The organism is Halomonas sp. BMC6, from assembly GCF_964204995.1.
Taxonomy (GTDB): domain Bacteria; phylum Pseudomonadota; class Gammaproteobacteria; order Pseudomonadales; family Halomonadaceae; genus Vreelandella.
This window is the reverse complement of the sequence record NZ_CAXNSH010000001.1, coordinates 2,156,304-2,174,056: the sequence shown is the minus strand read 5'-3', so window position 1 is coordinate 2,174,056 and position 17,753 is coordinate 2,156,304. Positions and strand designations below refer to the sequence as shown.

Here is a 17,753-nt window from a genome sequence, read left to right as displayed (position 1 = left end):
GGCTTATTTAATATTGTGAAAAGGTGAACCCATGCAGCATCTTCACCAAGCCATCCAGCACTGCCCACGAGTCGCGGTATACGGCACGTTAAAGTACGGCCATCGCAATCATCACTGGCTAAACGGCGCTAACATGCTGGGCCAAGACCGTTTAACGGGAATCACACTTTACGACCTTGGCCCCTACCCAGGCGCTAAGCTCACGCCATCCACAGGCGTTAAGGTGGAAGTGTATGCCATTAACGCCGAACAGCTAGCACGACTGGATGAGCTAGAAGATTACTTGCATCACTCTCCCGCAGAAGGGATGTACGACCGGATGGTGCTGGCAACACAGTATGGCGATGCCTGGTGCTATATCTACAATCCACCGGTTGAGGCAACGTCGCAGATCAAGAGCGGAGAGTGGTAAAACGATTTACAGTAAGGCAAATGCCTCTTCCGTACTCACAACCTCCGCATACTCCCCTGCTAAATTCGCCAGCGACATCGCATGCACCTCTTCGGCAGTGCGATAGGTGCCGGCGTAATCTTGCTTTGCGAACGTGAAGGTGGCATCGCTCACCACATAAGCATCGAAGCCTAAATTCCCCGCCGAACGTACCGTGGCTTCGACTGAATTACTGGTACTGACGCCTACAATGACCAGCTTATGGATGCCGCGTACGCGTAGCCAGCGCTCTAACCCAGAGTGCGTGAACGCATCGGGCACGTTTTTATCGACGATATGTTCGGTAGCGAGTGGCTCAAACGCAGGCTGGAACAGCACGCCGCTCTGCCCGGGCCAAAAAGGCGATTCGGGTGAGCGAGAGAGATGACGCACATGAACCACTGACTGCTGGCTTTGCCGCCAAGTGGCTAGCAGTCGCTGAATGTTGGCTTCGGCTTGCGGGTTATTGCGCTCTCCCGCTTTTTCAGTCGCCATGCCTTGCTGCATGTCGATAATGATCAGCGCCATACGCTGATTCGTCGTCGCGTACATGCTTTCCCTCCTGCAATCATCCAAGTAAGTCGCCCCTCTTTTCCCAAAATACCATTAGCGCTGTCGTGGCTGTACTGCCCGCTTGGTTGCGGTGCTGAGCAAACCCCATATACTGTATTTATAAACATATATATTGATACTACGTATGAGGTGGCAGATGACATCACTGGATCCCTCTCGCGCTACCGTGCATAAAGGGCGCGGTGCAACCTACGACCCACATAACCGCTTTGCCCCTACCCGCAGCGTGGCAGAGGATGACGGCTGGTGGCAGGAAGAAGCCTCTATCTCGCTGGCAACAGAAGTGCGCGAGGAAGCCAGTAAAAGCGCACTCTCTTGGAACAAATCGCCAGATTTACCTTTTGATCGTTCGCTTAACCCGTATCGCGGCTGTGAGCATGGCTGTGTCTACTGCTATGCGCGTCCCTCCCACGCCTATTGGGATTTATCACCGGGGCTGGATTTTGAAACCAAATTGATCGCCCGCCACGGGCTGGTGGAGCATTTAAAAGAGGAGCTTTGCCACCCCTACTATGTTTGCCGCCCCATTAACCTCTCCGGCAATACCGCCTGTTACCAGCCGCTAGAGGCCACCTACCAAACCACTCGCCGCTTGCTGGAATTGCTGTTGGCTTGCCGCCACCCGGTGACGCTAGTGACGAAAAGCACGCTGATCTTGCGGGATATCGATCTACTAGCAGAAATGGCGGAGCATCGCTTGGTGCGGGTGTTCGTGAGCTTGACCAGCCTAGACGCTAACCTAAAGCGCACGCTGGAACCCCGTGCGGCATCGCCGCAGGCGCGCTTGAAAGTGATTCGTGAGCTAAACACGGCGGGAATACCGGTGGGCACGCTAGTATCACCGATTATTCCCGGCCTGACCGACCACGAAATTGAGCGCATTCTGGAAGCCGCCAGCCGTGCCGGGGCGCGCACCGCGACCTGGATGCTGCTAAGGCTGCCCCACGAGGTCGCGCCGCTGTTTGAAGCGTGGCTAGAAGCCCACTACCCCGAGCGCGCCGCTAAGGTAATGAGTTTGATGCGCCAGTGTCGGGGCGGTAAAACCTACGATGCTGCCTTTGGTAAGCGCTTTCGCGGCGAGGGGGTATTCGCTGACTTAATCGCCCAGCGGTTTCAGCGTGCTAGCCGCCAATGGAACATGCAGCCACGCACCGAGCAGGGGCTGAATACCCGTGATTTTCGCCCGCCCCGGGCACAGGGAGATTTATTTGATTAGACTGCAGGAATACCCATCACTAAGAAGACGCCCTCTCCATGTCGCTCAGCAAAACAAAATCCAGCTTTTACCGCCGCCTTTACGTGGCCCACTTGATTGAGCAAGGCGTGGCCAGCGTACCCGCGCTGATGGAAGCCACCGGCATGCCGAGGCGAACCGCCCAGGACACCATTACGTCCTTGGGGGAATTGGATATTGAGTGCGTATTTGAAAAAGGCCACGGCGAGCGCCACAACATTGGCCACTACACCATTAAGCAGTGGGGAGCGATTGACCCGCAGTGGGTGGCATCGAACGCTGAGCGGATGGGGCAGGCATTGGGCTATCGCTAGCCTCGTCAGGCTCTGCCCACGCAAGGCGCGCTGTGTTTAACGTCACGCTGAGCGAGCTTGCGACCATCGCCAGTACGGCGGCCAAGGGCGGTACCGCCATCATGATCACCAGCCCAAGCGCCAGCGTGTTATAGAGTGCCGAAAACACTAGGTTTTGTACCATGACTCGGCGGGTGCGCTTAGCCAGTGCCAATAGCCTTACGATACCGCTCACCCCAGGCCAAAGCAGCTGCGCGGCGGCTCCTTCGCGGGCGGCTTCGCTGGCTTGCATGGGGGCGACGCCTACCCCGGCTTCGGCAAGGCTCAAGGTATCGTTCACCCCGTCGCCCACATAGAGCGTGGGCGATGGCAGCGCTTTGAGCAGCGCAGCTTTGGCTTCCGGCGAACGCTGGGCGTAGCACGCGTTTTTTGCTAGCCCCACCTGCAGGCCAAGCCAGCCCACCGGCCCCTGGCGGTCGCCGCTGATCAGCGCCACGATGTACCCTGAGCGCTGTAGTTCGGCAAGGCTCGCTGTCGCATCGCTTACCGGCTGGTCGGCACAGTAGAGCGTGGCAAGCCAACCGCGGCTGTTGGCTACTACCACCTGTGAAGCAAAGGCGTAGTCAGGGTGTTGGGCGTTATCTGGCAACGATGTGCCCAGCTGCTGCTCTATCCATGCGGCGCTACCTGACCACCATCGCTCTCCGTTTTGAAACGTTGTTTGCTGGCCTTTGCCGGGATGCTCCTCAAGATGAAGTACTTTATGAAGTGCCTTGGGCGGCGTTGCTGTTTCAGCCTTGTTCGCCCAGTCCAGCAAACCGCTGGCTAGCGGGTGTTCGCTTTGGCTGACGGCGCTGTGCAGCATCGTCTGAAAAATCGTGAGATCTTCGCCCTGGCGCAGTGCGGCGTGCACTACCTGATGCTGACCCCGGGTGAGCGTACCGGTTTTATCGAAGGCAATGCCGCGTACGTTCGCCAGGGTTTCAAAAGCAGCAGGGTCGCGAAGCGCAATGCCCTGCTGTAACGCTTGGCTGCTACCGGCAAGGCTTGCCAGCGGAACCGCCAGCCCCACCGCGCAGGGGCAAGCCACCACCAAAACAGACAGCGCACGCACAGCAGCGTCTTCTAGACCAAGGCCCAATAGCAGCCCGAGTGGGAGTGTCAGCACAGCCAGCAGCAGCGCTACGGGGCTTAGCCATGAGGCAAAGCGGTCGGCCAGCTTGTGCAATTCGCCCTTTTTTGCCTGGGCGCGGCGCATTTGCTCGCACAGTTTATCCACCCGCCGCTGGCCGACGGTGGCCGTCACAGTCACCTTCAAAGGCGCTGCGTTTAGCCCCGCCGCATAGCGGCAGCCCGCATAGACGCGCTGCCCAGCATGCAGATAACAGGGCACGCTTTCCCCAGTGAGCGTGGCGGTATCCAGCCAGCCGGGCGTTTCCAGCAGTCCATCCAGAGGCACCTGCTCACCAGGGGGCACTTCAATCACGGCTTCTATGGAGACTTCCCCAACGGGCTGCGTGTCGCGCTGCCCGCCTTGGCAAACCACCACATCAGCTTCCGGCAGCCTTAGTGCATCAAAGGCTTTAAGCCCCCGTTGCCTGCACAGGGTTTCGACCAGCCGGCCCACCAGAAGCAGCACAATCAGCATCACCGCAGTATCGAAATAGACCTCTGAAGAGCCGCGCAGCAGCAGCCCTACCGATACCGCCATGGCGCCAAACACACCCAGGCTTATCAATACATCCATGCCGGGACGTCGGGCCAATAGCGTGCGCCACCCCGCTCGGTAAAACGGAAGGCCGGAATAGAGCACGACGGGCAGAGAAAAGGCACCGGCCACCCAAGCAACGACCAGCTCTATGGTGGCATTGGGCAGCGCGCCCACGTAGATCAGCAGCGATGCCAACATGGTCCACATACCCAACACCGCACCTACAATCAGGCGCAGCGTGAGGTAGCGGCTCTCTTGGGCTAAGCGCTGCTGGGCATCTTGCACTGGCTCTAACTCGCTCAGCTGATAGCCCAGCCGTTTCACCACGGGGGCTAACGCCGCCAACTGGGTTGCTGCGGGAGTGCCTTTCACCCATACCGTTGCAGTAGGGTAATGAACGCTGGCCTCAGCGACTCCCGGCACGCGGGCTAGCGCGCCCTCTACCGCCAGCGCACAGCTGGTGCACCACATGCCATGAAGCGTATAGAGCGGTGCGTCGTCATTAGCAGGCGAGTCACTGTTCACGGTTACAGACAAGGCGGCACGCCAATGATGGGTAGCCCCGCAAACGCCACGCCAAAGGCAGAAAACAAGTAGAGCCAACCGGATACCACGGCATGAAAGCGCTGACGCCCCTGATGCTGCTTGGCTGTGCGGCAGCACCCCCAGGCCAACAGCACAAGCCCAGCAGCACAGAGAAGGGTAAAACCGCCCAGACCTGCGTTGAGCAGCGTGAGTGATCTTGCCTCCGGCGACGGTGGATTTACCGCACAGGCCACCGATAGGCCGCTATAAACGGCCACAAACCAAACGCTCCAGAGCGTTAGCCCCACTATCAAATGGATAGGGTGGGTAAAGTTCAATCGTTCCATCGCCCTACCCTCCTAACACGCGGGGCAGCACCGCCAGCGCCCCTATGAGCAGCCCAAAGGTGACCACGTTATAGCGCCAAAGCAGGGCTACTACGCCCGGCTCGAAGGGAGCATGAGCGCCCACATAGCCATAACCCACACGCAGGCCTTGAAGCACGGTCAAGACGACCGCTAAACCGCCGTGGAACAGGGCGTAGACAAGGCCGACCAGCATCACCGCATCGTGGGAGGTTTGTGTGGGAGCAAGTTCGGCTTGCCACAACGCCCAGCCCATTAGCCCCACTTGCAGTGCACCTAACGCAGCGGCTAAATAGAAGCCTGCGCCTAGCCCGGCATCACGTTGCTGGCGCAGCCCGCGCACCAGCCGCTCCATCACCACACATCCGGCCAACACCGCCACGCCCGCTGCCAACATAAGCATGAGCGATAGCGGCGGCGTCTCCGGCATCTGCCATTCCGGTGAAACGGTCCAGAGGTAGAACCAGCCAAACAGATAAGAGAGATAAAACGATCCGTTGGCGATCAGAAAAACACCCATCGCCCAAAGGCCTGGACCGTCCATCGTGCGCGAGTGGAGCGGTGGGTCGCCCGGTTTTACGCCCGCATCCGGTGCCGCTTTAGGATGCGCGCCGTTCTCCCAGGACCAGCGCAGCAGAAAGATACCGGCAATCATCACGAACACGCCTGCCAACGCGTACACCTTGGTCAGCAGGCTCAGGCACACCACCGCCAGCGCGGCAGCGGCAAACAGCGGCCACCAGGAGTTACCGGGCAGATGAATAATCTCGCGCACCTTGCCGGTAATTGGGTCGGTACCCCACATCTCCCGCCTGCCGTGGGAGGCCACCGCCAGCGAGTGCTTACCCTCGGCCATGGTATGCGGCAGATTTGGGTCATCCCATAGCGGGTGGCGGGTTTCGACATTGGGGAGGCTGACAAAGTTATAGGCGCTGGGCGGCATGGTGTTGGCCCACTCCAGCGTATCGGCATTCCAAGGGTTATGCTTGGCGGGCTTGCCAAACCGGAAGTGCAGCGCGATATCCAACAGCACCATGGCAATCCCTGCCGAGAGCACAAAGCTACTGATGGATGAGAGCAGGTTGAAAATCTCCCAACCTGAGCCCGCTTCATAGGTGTAAATCCGCCGGGGCATACCGAGCAGCCCAGTCCAGTGCATGATCAAGAAGGTGCCGTTAAAGCCCAGGAAGGTAAGCCAGAAGCCCCAGCGCCCCAGGTTTTCGGAGGGCATTCGCCCAGAAAAGAGCGGCAGCCAGTAGTAAAGCCCGGCGATTAGCGGGAAGAACATGCCCCCCACCAGCACGTAGTGCATGTGCGCCACCACAAAGTGGGTGTCGTGCACCTGCCAGTTAAACGGCACCAGCGCCAGCATGACGCCGGTTAACCCACCACACACAAAGATAATTAAAAAGCCCATCACCCACAGCATGGGCAGCTTCATTTTGGGTTTGCCAAGCCAGAGCGTGGCTATCCAGACAAACACCTGGATCGCCGTGGGCACGGCCACTAGCATACTGGCCGCCGAGAAAAACGCCTGGGCCAGCTGCGGAATGCCAATTGTGAACATGTGGTGAACCCATAGCCCAAAGCTGATAAAGCCCATGATGGTGATCGCTGCCACTACCCAGCCGTACCCCACAATGGGCCGCCCGGCAAACACCGGAATCAAAGTGGAGACAATACCAGCGGCAGGCAGAAAGATGATGTACACCTCCGGATGGCCAAACAGCCAGAACAGGTGCTGCCAGAGTACCGGGTCGCCGCCGCCCGCAATTTGGAAAAACGGCATGCCGACTGCTCGCTCAAGCTCCAGCAGCACGCTGCCAAGTATCAGCGGTGGGAAGCCCACCACGATCATCAGCGCCATGGCGAGGATATACCACGCAAACAGCGGCATTTTGTGCAGCGCCATGCCCTGGGTGCGGGTGCGTAAGATAGACACCACCAGCTCCACCCCCGCCGAGAGCGCTGATATCTCCACAAAGGTGATGCCCAGCAGCCAAAAATCAGAGCCCAAATCTGGGGCAAACTCTTTACTGCTTAGCGGCGTGTACATAAACCAGCCGCTTGAAGGCGCCATCTCAATAATTAGGCTGGAAGTGAGGATAATCCCGCCAAACAGATAGCAGAAATAGCCCAGCGACGTTAGCCGTGGGCACACCAAGTCACGGGCACCAATCATTTTAGGGATCAGGTAAATCGCCAGGCCCTCCAGCATAGGAATGGCGAACAGAAACATCATCACCGTGCCGTGCATGGTGGTGACCTGGTTATAGATCTCCGGCGACATAAAGTCCTGGTCGGGCATCGCTAGCTGGGTACGCACCAGCATGGCGAGAATGCCGCCAATCAGGAAAAACACCATCCCGGTGATCATAAAACGCAGACCTAGCGTTGTATGGTTCACGATGGTGAGGGCCTTTAGCCCTTTCGGGTTACCCCAAATGTCATGTAGGTCTTCGTGTAGTTGCTGCGGGTCCTGCTCTGCCGCCTCTTGATTCACGCTCTTCATGGGGTCAAGGTCTCCAGCCAAGCACCCAGGGCATCCAAGGTGTCCGTATCAATATCGTCGTGAGCGGGCATTTTATTGCCTGGCTTCAGCGTTTGGTGCTGCTGCAGCCACTGGCTCACCGCGCCCTCTTCCATGGCCATCACACCGGCACCCAGCATCGTGCGGCTACCGACATCCGAGAGATTCGGCCCTACACCGCCCTGGCTGACGCCAGCCACTCGATGGCAGCTCGCGCAGTGGGTCGCAAAGGCCTCTCTTGCGCTATCGTGGGCTGAATCTTGGGTCGCTAATTCGTTTAGTTCTGCGTCTTGGCGAGCCGCTAGCCATGCATCAAATGCTTCACGAGGCACGGCTTCGACATACAAATGCATATGGGCATGGCCCACCCCGCACAGCTCGGCACACTGGGCGCCAAACACGGCGGGCTCATCGGCTTCCAGGCGGATTTTATTCACCCTTCCTGGCAGCATGTCGATTTTTCCGCCCAGGCGCGGCACCCAAAACGCGTGAATGACATCCGCGCCGCTCACGTGAAAATCCACCGGCTCCCCAGCGGGCATAACGAGCTGGTTAGCGGTGACGACTTCGCCGCCTTCGGCGCCTGGGTAGCGCACCTCCCACCACCATTGGTGGCCGATCACTTCAATCACTTCAGGCGGCTCGCCTAGCGGGAGCGGTAGCATGCGCTGCCCGGCGGGCACCCCAAACATTAGCAGCGCCGTAATACTGGCAATGGGCAAAATGAGGCCACCGCCAATGATCCAACGCCGGGCAATACGTCGTTCTTGGGCAGGCGTGCGCTCCACGTTGCGCGGTTTGAAGGCGTACAGCCAAACCACGGTGACACCAATCAGCACGATGGTGGCAAACCCCAGCATCACCCACCAAATTAACCGCACGTCTCTTGCGGCGGGCCCAGCAGGGTCTAAGATAGAGCTGTCGCCGCTGCAACCCGCGACACCTAACAGCAAGCCACCCCCTAGCCAATAGGCCAGTCGACGGGCTCGGCGCGCTGTTCGATACGACAGGATGCATGTGGCGCTATGGCGTTCCCTCATTAGCGTTTTCCCTGACATACAGTTGATCTATCTAACTGTTTTGATTTGTCTAACCACAGGAAGTGACCATGACACAGACTCCCCAACGCTCGATCAAAAGCCGCGCATCGCTGGCAGGGCACCCGCTTCACCCAGTGATGATTCACTTCCCGGTGGCGGCCCTGATGGCGTTGGTCGCCTGCGACTTGGCCTACTGGTATACCCAGGATATGTTCTGGCTGCGCGGCGGGCTCTGGCTGGCGGGGGTTGGCGCGTTTGGCGGCTGGATTGCGTCGGTGGCCGGGATTATCGACCTGGTATCGGTGGCCCGCATCCGCCGTTTGATCACGGGCTGGAGTCACGCGATAGTCGCTGTCGTCATGCTCTCTCTGGCGTCGCTGAACTGGCTGCTGCGTTTCACTGAGCCCGATGCGGTGCTGCCGTGGGGGTTGGCCATCTCGCTGGTAACGGCCGGTTTGATTGCGCTGGCCGGGTGGCTCGGTGGCCAGCTGGTGTACGAGCACGCGGTGGGCGTTGAAGTAGAATAGTAACCCGAGCGGCTCAATGGCAGCCCGTAATAGGACATTGGCCATTGAGCTAGCTCCACTCCAGCGGCTTGGAAAGCACAAACCCAAGCACGCCAACAATACCGACCAGCGCCAGCAGCAGTGCACACAGGCTGGCCGTCTTCACCCCGTTGAAAATGCCCATCTCCAGACGCAATATGAGCCAGCCAAAGCAGCCGTGGGCCGCCACCATCAGCACCACGGCGCCTAATTTGAGGATCAACCAACCGCCCAACAGGCCATGCAGAAGAAACAGCAGCGTGCCCGAAGCAATCGCAGCGAGAGCGGCCGGTGTGGCGATAGAGTTGTAAAAAAAACGCGGCATTGGAGGTGTGCCTTGGGCAAATCCCGCGTCTTTACGTAGCTGCAGCGATTGCAGTAACAGTGCTGGAAGATAAAGAAGTGCGCCGCACCAAATGACCAGCGCGGCGATGTGCAGCAGTTTTAGCCATGGCATCGAGGCTTCCTTGCGTAACTAGGCAGTGTCTGTGATGACCCTAATAACCCTAGTCAACCGATGCCACTCTGGCTAGGCAAAATGCCTATTTTTCACGCTACCGAAATTTCGTAACCCGTGAATTTACGTAGATTAATCACCCCCGTATCGAACATGAGGTATTGCCCTTTAACACCCTGAAGGGTGCCTTCAACCAGCGGCTGCTTATCAAAATTATGAGAGACCACTTTGCGCGGAAACGCTGCAACCGGATAGTCGAACTGCAGAGGCGCTTCGTCCAGCGTGCGAATGGCGTCTTCGCCGTGAACACTTCGTAGCTGGCTTAAGCCGTCTGCCAGAGTGTTCAACAATCGGTCACGTTCAGCGCGCAAATCGAGTAGTTCTACCTCACCTTTGAGCATGGCACGCCAATTGGTGCGATCGGCTACCTGCTCTTTGAAGAGCATCTCGACGAACCCGGACTGCTGGCGGGTATTCACTTCGAGAATCGGCAGTGCCTGAATAGCGCCTTGATCCAACCAGCGGGTGGGCATTTGGGTTTTGCGGGTAATGCCCACCTTCAAGCCGGAAGAGTTAGCCAGATAGACGATGTGGGGCTGAAAGCAGTGCGCCTCACCCCACTCCGGCTCGCGGCAGGTGCCTTGGTAGTAGTGGCAGGTCTCCGGCTTCATGATGCAGGTGTCGCACTGTGCCAACCGTTTGAAACACGGGTAGCAGTAGCCTTGTGCAAAACTTTTTTTGGTTGCCCGACCGCAGTGGGTACAGGCAATGGCCCCGCTCCATGAAAGGCGCATGGGGGAACCAATACGCTCATTCAATGCCACCCGATGCTCACCTGCGCGCAGGTGGTAAACCACCTGTTCGTCTTGGCGACGAGGCAGCGCCGCCGCCATTTTTTGCAAACACCCTTTAACGGGAGAGACCTCTGGGATTAACAAATCAGTCACGCGTGGCATCCCGGCCCAGGCCCGCCATTTCGGGACTCACACCGGCGCCCGTTGCACCTGCCCCACAGGTGCGACGTTCTAGGTATCCTACGCGGTTCTCTTCCGGTACGTTATTTTCGGCTTCATAGCGCATGACCGCTTCCAAGCACAGCTCGGTTTGCTCAGGCGTCAACCGGCGGCCATCGGGCCATTTACGTAGCGAGACCGCCTGCTTCAGGCTTTCATAAATCGCAGGTGTCATTTGGTTAATCATTTTATCGAAGGTCATATCGCTCACGGTCAGCACCTCACGTGTTGGCTGCGTTCAAATTGGCGGCGTTAGGCTTTTCTACGTTGGGAGGAATAATACCAGCCCGAGGCGAGCCCCACGAGCAGCCCGCCCAAGTGAGCTTCATTGGCCACGTTGCCAAAGCCGACGGTACTGGCGATGTCGGTCATGGTGAACACCATCCAGCCGAGCATAAAGACCACCAGCATTTGCGGCACGAAGAAACCGCTTTGCGGGGCACGGCGGGACATAAGCCACACATGGGCCAGCAACGCATACACCACGCCAGACATGCCACCAAACAGCACCGTCCCAGTCACGTATTGCGCCAAGTTGGCACCAATACCGGCGACGAGAAGCAGTAATAGCATCATTTTACTGCCCTGGCGCTGTTCGATCTGTCGGCCGAAATACCATACCCACATCAGGTTGAAAATCAGGTGCATCCAACCGAAGTGCAAAAACGCGGGGGATAGCAAACGCCACACCTGCCCTCCCATCACGGTGTCCGCTAACGAGCCGTACACCAGCTGACCGCCGGAAATACCCACCGGCACGATGGTCAGGGCCACGACCAGCAAATCGCCAAACACGACGCTCAAGGCGAATACCAGCAGGCTGACACCGATCATGAGAGCCGTCACCGGGACATGGCGCAGCGTCGTGGTGAGATGCTGGACGTTGGCGGCTCGCCGCGGTTGAGCCCCGTCGAGAATCAGCGGTTCACCCCGCTCCCACCGCCCGACGACGGCCTGGAGCTCGTCACGTTGACGAGGGTCGGCCACCCAAAGCAGCTGGCCCTCGGCTTCGTCCGTAATGCGATGGCCAATACGGTAGTGCCATAACGCTTTGCGCAGTGCCTGTGTGTCTGCGCCCGTGGGTAAGAGCATGACGGGATGCATGGCATCTCCCTACTATCCAAGTGGTCGTGCGCCTGAGCGCCAGAGGGCCAACGGATAAACAAAAAAATCCGGCGGAGGGGGCCGCCGGATAAAAGCAAGGGATCATTCAAGGGAACACTTACTCTGATATCCGGCAACGGGGTTAGTTCAGCTGTTTTGCAAAAATTATGTAACCATATGTAACGCTTTAGTCGCCCGCTTAATCAAAATCGATTTCCCACGGTTTAGGTAACGCACGCTCTTCTCTAGGCACTTGAATCCAAACGAAATGATCGGCATTAAGCTGTGTTTCGCCGCTCCAACGATATGCCACTAAACGGCCAAATTTGACGGCGCTATAATCCAGGCAAGCGATATTGGGAGCTGGCAACGCAGGAATCCCTTCACACCAATAATGCCCAATGAAGAGCGGCGGCTGGTCGGGCCCATAATAACTTAGCCGCTGTCGTTCGCTCTGGCTCAACGGCTGCGTCTCTAGGTCGCCGGGCAAGTTGTCGGGTTGAAACACGACATCGCCCCACTGCTGCGGGTTGGCCGACCAAAAATGCGCACGAAAACTTTGCCGGGTGAAACCATCCCCTGAGTGAATCGCTACCCCGGTCGGTAACGGTATATGGGGGCCACGAGTGAGTCGATCAAGGATGCGATACGCCTGGGACGTCGGGTCGGTGGATTCCACCAAAAACTGGCTATCCATCCGTGCAGAGGGCGCACGCTGCTTGAGTTCATGGATCAGCGTCGCGTCCCAGCAGGCGTGCACGACGCGAATGCCGTCCACCTCTAAAAAGAGTGGGATGGTTTTAAACCATGCCAGCGTATCTTCCCATTCGTTGGTGTGGTCGCGGTATTGATCGAGCGTGTCTTGAATGATGCGATTGTGGCGCGGCGTGTGCTCACGCAGCCAGCGCTTGCCGCTGCCTCGTGGCGCAGGGTGGGTATAGGCCAGCGCATTGTATTCGTGGTTCCCCATGACGATATGCGCCTCGCCCGCCTCCACCATGCGCCGGGCAATGGTAACGGCAAGTCGAATGCGTGGCCCGCGATCGATGAGGTCGCCCAAAAAGATCACTTTGCGTCGGGGGTGACGGTAGACACCACGCCGCTGGTGATACCCCAGCTTCTCGAGCAGCGCTGCCAACGTCGCGCCGCAGCCATGGACATCGCCGATGAGGTCGTAACCCTCCATATCAATCCCCCAGCCGATGGCTCCAGCCGAGCTTACTGCGCAGCACGTCGTAGAAATTGTGCCCAATAGGATGCACCAACTGAACGCGCTCCGGCTTACGGGTGATGACCAGCACATCGTCAGGTTTGGCCACCGCGCGCGTTTGGCCATCGCAACTGATATGAGGGTACGTTTGGTTGGTTTCGCCGATATGAATGCGTATTTCACTGGCCGCATCGATCACGATGGGCCGACTCGAGAGCGTGTGTGGGAACATGGGCACTAGCGTCACCACATCCAGCTTGGGATGCATGATTGGCCCACCACCGGACAGCGCATAGGCAGTGGAGCCCGTTGGTGTGGCCACGATCAGTCCATCACTGCGCTGGCTGTAAACGAACTGTCCATCGATGAACAGCTCGAACTCGATCATGCGCACCGCTTTCCCAGGGTGCACGACGACTTCGTTCAGCGCGTCGCCGCTGCCCACCGCCACCCCATTGCGATAGAGCACCGCATCCAGCAGAAAACGCTCCTCCACCTCGAACTCGCCCGCCAAGACTTCGCCAACGCGATGCTCTAGCTCATCCGGTGAAATATCGGTAAGAAACCCCAGCCGCCCACGATTAACGCCCAAAATCAGCGTGCCGCTGCGACACAGAGTACGGGCGGCCCCTAGCAAACTGCCGTCACCGCCCACCACGATCACGAGATCGCATAGCTCGCCCAGCATACGGCGGCTCGCCTCGGGCAAACCGTGCTGCGGTAGCGCCGTGGCGGTTCGGTCTTCGATGAGCACCTTGTAGTCATGCTCGGTCAAATAGCGGACCAAGCGTTGCAGCGAGTCGACGACTTTGTCACTGCCAAGGCGGCCAATCAAGCCGATCGTCTTGAAGGGCTTCGCTGGGTGACGCGGGCTACCGGTATGGGAGCTTGACGATGGGGTGTTAGACATGGGTGACTCTCGCTAGCATCAACCCACATTATGGAGAGGAAGGCGGTATCGAGCAAATCACCCGGCGCGGCAGAAGTGCTCCTAGCGCCGGGCAAATCAGCGGTTTAGCTTGCGGCAGCCGCTACCTTTCGGCGCTGCAGCCACCAGTGGTTCAGCCATAGCGAAGCACCCATGATGGCCGCCCCCAGCAGCAGCTTGTCCAGCTCGGCATCGCGATTCCAGATGACGAGGTTGACGACCAAGCCTGCGGGGACCAACGCATTGTTCATGATGGCGAGCGTGCCCGCATCGACCTTCGTGGCGCCCTGGTTCCAGGCGAAATACCCAACGCCCGACGCCACGAGCCCCAGCCAGGCCAGCACGCCCCACTGCAGCGACGTGGCGGGCAGCGCCGAGTTATTGCCGAACAGCAAGAAAGCAGGCAGCGCCACCAGCATAGCCCCGATGAAGAACCAGCCAAACACGTTGTGCCATGCCAGCGTGGGCGGCAGGCCGGATGCCAAACGGCGATAGCCGACTTGCCCAATGGCAAAACAGAGGTTAGCGCCCTGCACGACCAGAAAACCTAACCAAAAGCCGCTATCTACTCCATCGTAGCGAATGACGCCCGCACCGATCACCGCCAAGACAGCGGTGACCAAATAGATCGGCGTAAAACGCTTGAACATCAGGTCGTCCAACAGCGCGATATACACCGGTGTGAAAATGGTGAATAACAGCACTTCCGGCACAGCGAGCAGCAAAAAGGAGTGATAAAAGAAGGTGTACATCACGCCGAGTTGAATGGCGCCCAGCGCCATCAACGCCAACCGCTGTTTACCGCGCAGCAGGCTGGGACGTAAAAAAGGGAGAAACACCAGCATCGCCAGAGTGACCCGTACCAGCACGGCAAAGTAACTGTCCACCTGACCAGCGAGGTACACCCCAATCAACGAGAACGAAAACGCCCATAGCGCCGTTACGCCTACCAGATAGCCCATTCGTAAACCTCAAACAAAGAGTTAGTTGACGGGAATTATACGTCATTCGCCTCTCCTGCCAATGGGCTAGCGGCAAAAGAGAAAGCTAGCGCTTGTTCAACCACACGAACGCATAGATAACGCCGGGGAGCCAGCCCGCCAGCGTCAGCAGTGCGCTGATGACGACGCGTCGGGCACCGCCATCGGTCAACCCCAGGGCGAGGGGCGGTAGTAACACGGCCAGCGCGCGGTACGCCCACTGCAGTGAGGCCGGCTCGTCGGGGGTGGCGCTGTCCGTCACGACGGAAGAGGGCTCCGAGCGGGTCGTGGCCTCTTTCACCACCGGCGCAGGCGTAAAGTGCTCGACGGGCGCATTGGCTCGTTCGGAGGCCGCCTTTTCCTGGGCGAGCGCTCGACGGTGCGCTTCTTTGTCGATTTTTTGTTCCAGGGAATCCGCACCGTCGGCCAGGTCGTCATGGTAACGCTCCCAATCTTCCCAATCGTGGGGCGTGCCTGCCTTGGGACGACGCTGACCCGAGCCACGAGCACGCTCCCAGGCTTTCTCTTCCAGCGTATTGGGCTTGTCAGGATCTCGATCCAGGCCGACGCCTTTACGGTTTAGGTATTCACGAGCGTCCATCGCGACTCCTCACAGCGGTTGAGGCTTATTTAAAAAAGCAAAGCGTTGAATAGAGACAGTATGGGGGCAGCGCAGGGTGAGTTAAATCACCTACAGTAAGAGAATCGGCGGCAGCCTGCCGATGATGATAAGGAGTGCCCTCATGAACAAAAACATTCCAGACACCGTTCGAGACATCATGTCCCGCGACTGCTACCGCGTCTCAGGAGAGACATCCATCACGACACTCGCCCAAGGGCTGGCACTGCATCGGCTGCCGGGGGCGCCGGTCGTGGATATGTCGGACCGTTTGATCGGATTCATTTCCGAGCAGGATGTCTTGGGGCACGTGCTCGATAGCATTTATCATGACCACGAGGCTCCCTTGGTGCGGGAACTCATGCGTCAAGACGTGCTGACCACCTCGCCCAACAAAAGCGTGACCGATCTCGCGCAGGAAATGCTCGGTGCCAAGCCGAAAATTTACCCGGTCGTCGAGCAGCAACGCTTGGTGGGCATCGTCACGCGTCGGGATATTCTCATGGCTTTACTCACGATTCGTCGTCATTAAGCACGTGAATACCTAATCCCTCGGGCTTTGCCCCATATATCTATAAAAAAACCTATAAAAAAATACCTACAAAAAAAACCGCTGCTTGAATAAGCAGCGGAAGCAAGGGATCGAAAACAATAGCCAGAACAACACTATTAGCGACTGCCATCGCGATGTTGCCTGTACACTCTCAGACACTGCTCAGGGAAAAAGTTCGCAAAAGGTTAAAATTTTCGTCTCGCCGGACGCAGGCGTATACTGGGCATCGACTCTGATACGGGCGCTGAACTTGGCGTCCATCTTGATGCGGGCGGGAGCATAAGATGGCACTTTATCTACTGGTGTTAGGCGTGTGTGTACTCGTGATGGGCGCCGTACTGCTAGTGCTGATGAACGCAGGAACACCCCGCTATCGTACCGAACCCAAGGATTTGATCGCCCTTTTTGACAAAGCCCTGGAGAGCAGCGTGAGCGAGACGGAATGGAACGCCTTGATTGGCTACCCCATTCGCCACGACGAGTATCTCGACAATATTCGCCGCCGAGCGTCCCACCTGATGGATACCCATGGCAGGCGCTGGCAAATTGCCCAAGGCAAACCGCTGCTCAATCAAGAGGGTTACGCAGAGCTAAAAGCACTGCGCGATCATTTAGCGGCACATACAGCGCTTCGTCAGCGCTAACCACGCTGCAGCGACGAGGAGAACCGTATGCCGAGCACCATTCGTCAAATTCCCTTGGAAACGGCGACGAAGCATCACTCCCACAATTTTCACCAGATCGTGATTACGCTTTGCGGCTCCTCAGAGTTCGAAATCGAAGGGCTGGGTGGACGAGTGAATGCGTTTTCCGGCTGCATCGTGCCCGCTAATCATGAGCACTACTATTCCGGCAACGGCCACAACCGCCAACTCATTTTGGACCTTCCCGAGGATGCGCCCGCCCTGACAGGCGAGCATCGTGAATTGGTGGCGCTCTTCGATGCGCCACGCTTTTTCGCTCTGGACAGCCCACTACGCCACTACCTCACCTTCGTTGAGAGTGAGCTCGCCCGAGGATTTGACAACTCTGCGACCTCTTTTCAGCAGGACCGACTGGCCGCCACGCTTCTCGGCTCGCTAAAGGCGCGCCTGGGGGCGTCGAGTACGGCAACCCAGCGTCGCATCGATCTCGATCAAATTGACCGCTTCATACGCCGCCATTTGGCAGACGAGCTGCGCGTGGCAGATCTGGCCAAACTTGCCTGTCTGAGCGAGGCGCACTTCTCCGAACGGTTTCGCGCCCAAACCGGCCTTTCGCCCTGGCAGTACGTTCGTCGGCAGCGCCTTCATGCGGCGCGCCAGCTCATCATGCAGAGCCGCCTGCCGCTCACCGATATTGCCATTCAAACCGGGTTCGCCAATCAAAGCGCCCTATCCCACGCGTTTCGACGCAGCTACGGTGCCTCTCCGCGCCAGTTACGCCAAGGATTGACGGGGCCATCTCTCGATACCGGTCACCGTTCGGCGAGCCCTTCAACGGTGTTATCTACCGCCAGCCCCCCAACGGGGTCAGGCGTTCTCTCGTCTCGTCGATAGCTAACGAGACGCTACACTATAAACGTCGTTGGATGGGCCCCTCGCAAGCGTCAGCCAACTCTACTAAAGTCGTAAATGGGCACCGCTTGCCGAGAAATTGACACG

20 protein-coding genes are annotated in these 17,753 nt (G+C 58.3%); 7 read left to right on the top strand and 13 right to left on the bottom strand.

Features of this window, described 5'->3' with window-relative positions; genetic code table 11:
• Nucleotides 1-31 precede the first annotated feature (31 nt).
• Nucleotides 32-412 (top strand): gamma-glutamylcyclotransferase family protein, encoded by a 381-nt coding sequence (locus AB6K10_RS10470; RefSeq protein WP_339118651.1) that lies wholly within the window; start codon nt 32-34, stop codon nt 410-412.
• A 6-nt stretch (nt 413-418) separates the two neighbouring features.
• Here the strand turns inward: AB6K10_RS10470 and AB6K10_RS10465 are convergent, their stop codons facing one another.
• Entirely contained in the window at nt 419-982 is a 564-nt protein-coding gene (locus AB6K10_RS10465) for a cysteine hydrolase family protein (RefSeq protein ID WP_339118650.1), read from the bottom strand.
• A gap of 157 nt (nt 983-1,139) precedes the next feature.
• On the opposite strand from AB6K10_RS10465, the gene AB6K10_RS10460 reads away from it, so the two are divergent.
• Together AB6K10_RS10460 and AB6K10_RS10455 are read left to right on the top strand one after the other, a co-directional pair.
• Nucleotides 1,140-2,219, top strand: coding sequence for a PA0069 family radical SAM protein (locus AB6K10_RS10460; protein ID WP_339118649.1), 1,080 nt, complete (start codon nt 1,140-1,142; stop codon nt 2,217-2,219).
• 38 nt (nt 2,220-2,257) lie between these two features.
• Entirely contained in the window at nt 2,258-2,551 is a 294-nt protein-coding gene (locus AB6K10_RS10455) for a winged helix-turn-helix domain-containing protein (RefSeq protein ID WP_339118648.1), read from the top strand.
• Here the strand turns inward: AB6K10_RS10455 and AB6K10_RS10450 are convergent.
• Genes AB6K10_RS10450 through coxB form a run of 4 tightly spaced genes read right to left on the bottom strand, consistent with a single transcriptional unit; the run spans nt 2,472 to nt 8,701 of the window.
• Nucleotides 2,472-4,778, bottom strand: a complete 2,307-nt coding sequence (locus AB6K10_RS10450) for a cation-translocating P-type ATPase (protein ID WP_339118647.1) — start codon at nt 4,776-4,778, stop codon at nt 2,472-2,474. The genes AB6K10_RS10455 and AB6K10_RS10450 overlap by 80 nt on opposite strands.
• Nucleotides 4,769-5,113 carry a hypothetical protein gene (locus AB6K10_RS10445; RefSeq protein WP_285264364.1) on the bottom strand — a complete coding sequence of 115 codons (345 nt, stop codon included), beginning with the start codon at nt 5,111-5,113 and terminating at the stop codon, nt 4,769-4,771. Before AB6K10_RS10445 ends, AB6K10_RS10450 begins: the two co-directional genes overlap by 10 nt.
• A gap of 4 nt (nt 5,114-5,117) precedes the next feature.
• The gene (gene ctaD / locus AB6K10_RS10440; RefSeq protein ID WP_339118646.1) at nt 5,118-7,643 is read right to left on the bottom strand and encodes a cytochrome c oxidase subunit I; all 2,526 of its coding nucleotides are present in this window, start codon (nt 7,641-7,643) and stop codon (nt 5,118-5,120) included.
• Nucleotides 7,640-8,701, bottom strand: a complete 1,062-nt coding sequence (gene coxB / locus AB6K10_RS10435; protein WP_339118645.1) for a cytochrome c oxidase subunit II — start codon at nt 8,699-8,701, stop codon at nt 7,640-7,642. Before coxB ends, ctaD begins: the two co-directional genes overlap by 4 nt.
• 68 nt (nt 8,702-8,769) lie before the next feature.
• On the opposite strand from coxB, the gene AB6K10_RS10430 reads away from it, so the two are divergent.
• Nucleotides 8,770-9,228, top strand: a complete 459-nt coding sequence (locus AB6K10_RS10430; RefSeq protein WP_339118644.1) for a DUF2231 domain-containing protein — start codon at nt 8,770-8,772, stop codon at nt 9,226-9,228.
• Between the two features lie 49 nt (nt 9,229-9,277).
• Here the strand turns inward: AB6K10_RS10430 and AB6K10_RS10425 are convergent, their stop codons facing one another.
• The 8 genes from AB6K10_RS10425 to AB6K10_RS10390 form a co-directional block, all read right to left on the bottom strand.
• Nucleotides 9,278-9,703, bottom strand: coding sequence for a CopD family protein (locus tag AB6K10_RS10425; RefSeq protein ID WP_285264360.1), 426 nt, complete (start codon nt 9,701-9,703; stop codon nt 9,278-9,280).
• A gap of 92 nt (nt 9,704-9,795) precedes the next feature.
• Nucleotides 9,796-10,596, bottom strand: a complete 801-nt coding sequence (locus tag AB6K10_RS10420; protein WP_253019001.1) for a DUF2797 domain-containing protein — start codon at nt 10,594-10,596, stop codon at nt 9,796-9,798.
• Between the two features lie 46 nt (nt 10,597-10,642).
• Complete coding sequence (locus AB6K10_RS10415; protein WP_159341799.1) at nt 10,643-10,927, bottom strand: YeaC family protein; 285 nt, start codon at nt 10,925-10,927, stop codon at nt 10,643-10,645.
• A gap of 41 nt (nt 10,928-10,968) precedes the next feature.
• Complete coding sequence (locus AB6K10_RS10410; RefSeq protein WP_339118643.1) at nt 10,969-11,820, bottom strand: rhomboid family intramembrane serine protease; 852 nt, start codon at nt 11,818-11,820, stop codon at nt 10,969-10,971.
• 199 nt (nt 11,821-12,019) lie between these two features.
• Nucleotides 12,020-13,006, bottom strand: coding sequence for a metallophosphoesterase (locus AB6K10_RS10405; protein ID WP_159341797.1), 987 nt, complete (start codon nt 13,004-13,006; stop codon nt 12,020-12,022).
• A 1-nt stretch (nt 13,007) separates the two neighbouring features.
• Entirely contained in the window at nt 13,008-13,940 is a 933-nt protein-coding gene (locus tag AB6K10_RS10400) for an NAD(+) kinase (RefSeq protein WP_159341796.1), read from the bottom strand.
• 104 nt (nt 13,941-14,044) lie between these two features.
• Nucleotides 14,045-14,920 carry a carboxylate/amino acid/amine transporter gene (locus tag AB6K10_RS10395; RefSeq protein WP_339118642.1) on the bottom strand — a complete coding sequence of 292 codons (876 nt, stop codon included), beginning with the start codon at nt 14,918-14,920 and terminating at the stop codon, nt 14,045-14,047.
• A gap of 85 nt (nt 14,921-15,005) precedes the next feature.
• Nucleotides 15,006-15,539, bottom strand: coding sequence for a YqaE/Pmp3 family membrane protein (locus AB6K10_RS10390; protein WP_339118641.1), 534 nt, complete (start codon nt 15,537-15,539; stop codon nt 15,006-15,008).
• 142 nt (nt 15,540-15,681) lie between these two features.
• Between AB6K10_RS10390 and AB6K10_RS10385 the strand changes: the two genes are divergently transcribed.
• The 3 genes from AB6K10_RS10385 (at nt 15,682) to AB6K10_RS10375 (ending at nt 17,648) form a co-directional block, all read left to right on the top strand.
• Entirely contained in the window at nt 15,682-16,089 is a 408-nt protein-coding gene (locus tag AB6K10_RS10385; protein ID WP_159341793.1) for a CBS domain-containing protein, read from the top strand.
• Nucleotides 16,090-16,394: 305 nt separating this feature from the next.
• Nucleotides 16,395-16,754, top strand: a complete 360-nt coding sequence (locus tag AB6K10_RS10380) for a hypothetical protein (RefSeq protein WP_159341792.1) — start codon at nt 16,395-16,397, stop codon at nt 16,752-16,754.
• A gap of 27 nt (nt 16,755-16,781) precedes the next feature.
• A complete protein-coding gene (locus tag AB6K10_RS10375) occupies nt 16,782-17,648 on the top strand; it encodes an AraC family transcriptional regulator (protein WP_339118640.1) in 867 nt (288 codons plus the stop codon).
• The last annotated feature ends 105 nt before the right edge of the window (nt 17,649-17,753 follow it).